Raw genomic sequence first — 3,845 nt, 5'->3', positions numbered from 1 at the left:
ATAACGCGTGCTTTCTGAATGAACGCGGTGCCTGTGAGTTTTTCGCGAGCAAGCTCGCTCCTACAAAAAAAGCTTTAACTGACTGGCATTAGGGCAGATCCCCCTCCCACATTTGACTGGGTTTGCAGATTTTGAACTACGGCGCATCGGCCTTGATTTCCTGATAACGCCTTTCCAGTTCCTGGCGAATCTGCCGACGCTGCTGGGCCTGCACGAAGCGGCGTTTGTCTTCGCTGTTCTGCGGCTGCAAGGGGGGGACTGGGGCCGGTTTGCGCTGGTCGTCCACCGCCACCATGGTGAAGAAGCAGCTGTTGGTATGACGCACCGAGCGCTCGCGAATGTTCTCGGTCACCACCTTGATGCCCACTTCCATCGAGGTGTTGCCGGTGTAGTTGACCGACGCGAGAAAGGTCACCAGTTCGCCGACATGGATCGGCTCGCGGAAAATCACCTGGTCCACCGACAGCGTGACCACATAACGGCCGGCATAACGGCTGGCGCATGCGTACGCCACTTCGTCGAGGTACTTGAGCAGGGTGCCGCCGTGGACGTTGCCTGAGAAGTTGGCCATGTCAGGGGTCATCAATACCGTCATCGACAGCTGGGCGTTTCCGGGTTCCATAGCACACTCACGGGTTTAGGCATTGGTTGGGTAGGGCACCTCTGCGGGTGCTGGGAGCTTTGCAGCCATCCCTAACGGGGACGCCGGTGGGCGGCTTGCCGTCACGCCCGGGCCGATCTGTTTCCATATATTGCACCGGCTTTCCGGCGGAAGTCGCGGTGTTAACCTTCAAACGCGCCTCCACGGGCATTTCTTACGGTCACGGCAGACTTTTCTTTCAGCGGCTGCGCGCGCGGAGAGTGAGAAACCACCAGTAATTCCAAGGAGCCCCACGCCATGCATGCCATCAGCTTTATCCAGGACTTGGCCGTGATCATGCTGGTGGCGGGGGTCGTCACCATCCTGTTTCATCGCCTCAAGCAGCCGGTGGTGCTGGGCTACATCGTCGCAGGCTTCATCATCGGCCCCCACACGCCGCCGTTCGGCCTGATTCACGATGAAGACACGATCAAGACGCTGGCCGAACTCGGGGTGATCTTCTTGATGTTCTGCCTGGGCCTGGAGTTCAGCCTGCGCAAGCTGTTCAAGGTGGGTGCCACGGCGTTTATCGCGGCGTTCCTGGAAATCATCCTGATGATCTGGATCGGCTACGAAATCGGTCAATGGTTCGACTGGAACACCATGGACTCGTTGTTTCTCGGCGCGATCCTGGCAATTTCCTCCACCACCATCATCGTCAAGGCGCTCAATGACCTGAAGATGAAGAACCAGCGTTTCGCCCAGCTGATATTCGGCGTGCTGATCGTCGAGGACATTCTGGGGATCGGCATCATTGCCTTGCTGTCGAGCATCGCCGTCAGCGGCACGGTCAGCTCCGGCGAGGTGTTTTCCACCGTGGGCAAGCTCTCGCTGTTCATGATTGTGGCGCTGGTGATCGGTATTCTGCTGGTGCCGCGCCTGCTGGCCTACGTCGCCAAGTTCGAAAGCAACGAGATGCTGCTGATCACGGTACTGGGTCTGTGTTTCGGCTTCTGCCTGCTGGTGGTCAAGCTTGAATACAGCATGGTGCTGGGGGCCTTCCTGATCGGCGCGATCATGGCCGAGTCACGCCAACTGATTAAAATCGAGCGCCTGATCGAACCGGTTCGAGACATGTTCAGTGCGATTTTCTTTGTCGCCATCGGCTTGATGATCGACCCGCAAATCCTGCTGCAGTACGCGTGGCCGATTGCGGTCATTACCGTGGCCGTGGTGCTGGGCAAGATGCTGTCTTGCGGGCTGGGCGCGTTTATCGCCGGCAACGATGGCCGCACCTCGCTGCGGGTGGGCATGGGCCTGTCACAGATTGGCGAATTCTCTTTCATCATCGCGGCGCTGGGGATGACCCTGCAGGTCACCAGCGACTTTCTGTACCCGGTGGCGGTGGCGGTTTCGGCGATAACGACGTTGCTCACCCCGTACCTGATCCGCGGCGCCGACCCGCTGTCACTGAAAATTGCCGCCGTGATGCCCCAGCGCATGAGCCGGGTATTCGGCATGTATGGCGAATGGCTGCGCAGTATTCAGCCGCAAGGCGAAGGCGCCATGCTGGCGTCGATGATCCGCAAGATCGTGCTGCAAGTGGGGGTGAACCTGGCGCTGGTGATCGCGATCTTCTTCGCCGGCAGCTTTTTCGCGGCGCGCATCGGCGGGTATCTGGAAGGCTGGGTCAGCGATCAAAGCTGGCAGAAGGCGTTGATCTGGGGTGGCGCATTGCTGTTGTCGCTGCCGTTTCTGATCGCGGCGTACCGCAAGCTCAAGGCACTGTCGATGTTGCTGGCGGAGATGAGCGTGAAGCCGGAAATGGCCGGGCGGCATACCCAGCGTGTGCGGCGGGTGATCGCGGAGCTGATCCCCATTCTGTCGCTGCTGGTGATCTTCCTGCTCCTGGCAGCCTTGTCGGCCAGTATTCTGCCGACCAACAAGTTGCTGGTACTGATTGCGGTGGTCACGGCGGCGGTGGCGGCCGTGCTCTGGCGCTGGTTCATCCGCGTGCATACGCGGATGCAGGTGGCCTTGCTGGAGACGCTGGATAACCACAAGGATACGCCGGAACACTAGAAGGCCAGGTGTGGGCCTCAGCTTTCCAGCCAGACATCCCGTGCCCAGTGCCACACCGATTCCCAGGTTTCTTCCTGGACCAGTTCTTCCTCGGCGGACCACAGCACCACGGTGCCGTCTTCTTCGACGCAGTAGTAGTCGTCACCGTCCTGGCAGATCGGGATCAGGCTGCGGTCAACACCGGCGTCCCAGGCGTTGGCGGCAACGTCCGGCAGATAGGTGTGGGACTGCGGGTCGGTGACGGTCACCGGCTCGAGGCTGCCGTAGACCACGTCGCTGACGGTCAGCAGGAATTCGCGGAACACAAAGGGGATGTCGATGAACAGTTGTTCTTCGATTTCCACCAGTTGGTCTTCGTCAGGCAGCTCCAAGGGAACCGGGACCGGTTCGTTGGCTTCACGCAGTTGTTCGATGATTTCTTCCACGGCCGGGATCCTCTTGCTGATGGCGCGTTTTATAGGGGCGTTTTATACAGTAGCTCGCTATAAGTGCAACCGTGAAATAGAAAACCCCGGAACAGGTCCGGGGTTTTGTTACCGCTTGCTCACGCGTGCGGGTATCAGCCGTTCTGGCGGATACCGGCGACCAGCCATGGCTGGTTTTCGCCCTGCGGACGTTCCATGTTCCAGCTTTCGCTGAACACTTCGCCCTGGTCGAAACGCGAGGTCTTCGACACGCCGCTGAAGGTCAGGGTGGCGATGGTCTTGTCGGCGCGATCATCCACACCGTCCAGCTGTACGCGCAGATCGTCGATATAGGTCGACTGGAAGCCGTCACCCAGGTCGGCACGTTCGCGCTTGAGGAACTCCAGCAGTTGCGGGGTCACGAACTCGGCGATCTTGTCCATTTCGTTGGCGTCCCAGTGCTGCTGCAGGGACTGGAAGTGGCTGCGGGCCGCTTCGATGAAACGCTCTTCGTTGAACCAGGCCGGCGCGTTGATCACCGGACGGGCGGCCGCAGGGGCTGCCGAACCGCCGAAGATCGAACCCATGGCGGGTTTTTGCTCGAACACTTCACGCTGCATCGGCGCGCCGGCCGGGGCCAGGTGCTCCTGCTGCTTGCGGCGACGGGCGGCGATAAAGCGGAAGATCACGAAGGCAATGACTGCCAGGATCAGGATGTCGAAGATCTGCATGCCCTGGAAGCCGCCGCCCATGAACATGGACGCGAGCAGGCCACCGGC

Annotated in this window: 4 protein-coding genes; 1 reads left to right on the top strand and 3 read right to left on the bottom strand. The window is 60.1% G+C overall.

The window, feature by feature from the left end:
- Positions 1 to 136: 136 nt before the first annotated feature.
- Positions 137 to 622, bottom strand: a complete 486-nt coding sequence (locus BFP90_RS11090) for an acyl-CoA thioesterase (RefSeq protein WP_065894308.1) — start codon at positions 620 to 622, stop codon at positions 137 to 139.
- 276 nt (positions 623 to 898) lie between these two features.
- On the opposite strand from BFP90_RS11090, the gene BFP90_RS11085 reads away from it, so the two are divergent.
- A complete protein-coding gene (locus BFP90_RS11085) occupies positions 899 to 2,662 on the top strand; it encodes a cation:proton antiporter (RefSeq protein WP_065894306.1) in 1,764 nt (587 codons plus the stop codon).
- Between the two features lie 17 nt (positions 2,663 to 2,679).
- Here BFP90_RS11085 and BFP90_RS11080 read toward each other — a convergent pair whose 3' ends face one another.
- Both BFP90_RS11080 and BFP90_RS11075 read right to left on the bottom strand, forming a co-directional pair.
- Complete coding sequence (locus BFP90_RS11080) at positions 2,680 to 3,087, bottom strand: SMI1/KNR4 family protein (protein WP_003195742.1); 408 nt, start codon at positions 3,085 to 3,087, stop codon at positions 2,680 to 2,682.
- Positions 3,088 to 3,221: 134 nt separating this feature from the next.
- Positions 3,222 to 3,845 (bottom strand): Tim44 domain-containing protein (locus BFP90_RS11075; RefSeq protein WP_065885126.1); only part of this gene is annotated, 624 nt, incomplete at its 5' end.

It is taken from the genome of Pseudomonas sp. 24 E 13 (assembly GCF_900004715.1).
Lineage (GTDB): Bacteria > Pseudomonadota > Gammaproteobacteria > Pseudomonadales > Pseudomonadaceae > Aquipseudomonas > Aquipseudomonas orientalis_A.
Note: the sequence above shows the minus strand (reverse complement) of the source record. Positions and strands in the feature narration are given on the sequence as shown.

Coding starts and splice junctions, on each gene's coding strand:
- BFP90_RS11090 (WP_065894308.1), bottom strand. CDS start 622: ATGGAACCCGGAAACGCCCAGCTGTCGATGACGGTATTGATGACCCCT.
- BFP90_RS11085 (WP_065894306.1), top strand. CDS start 899: ATGCATGCCATCAGCTTTATCCAGGACTTGGCCGTGATCATGCTGGTG.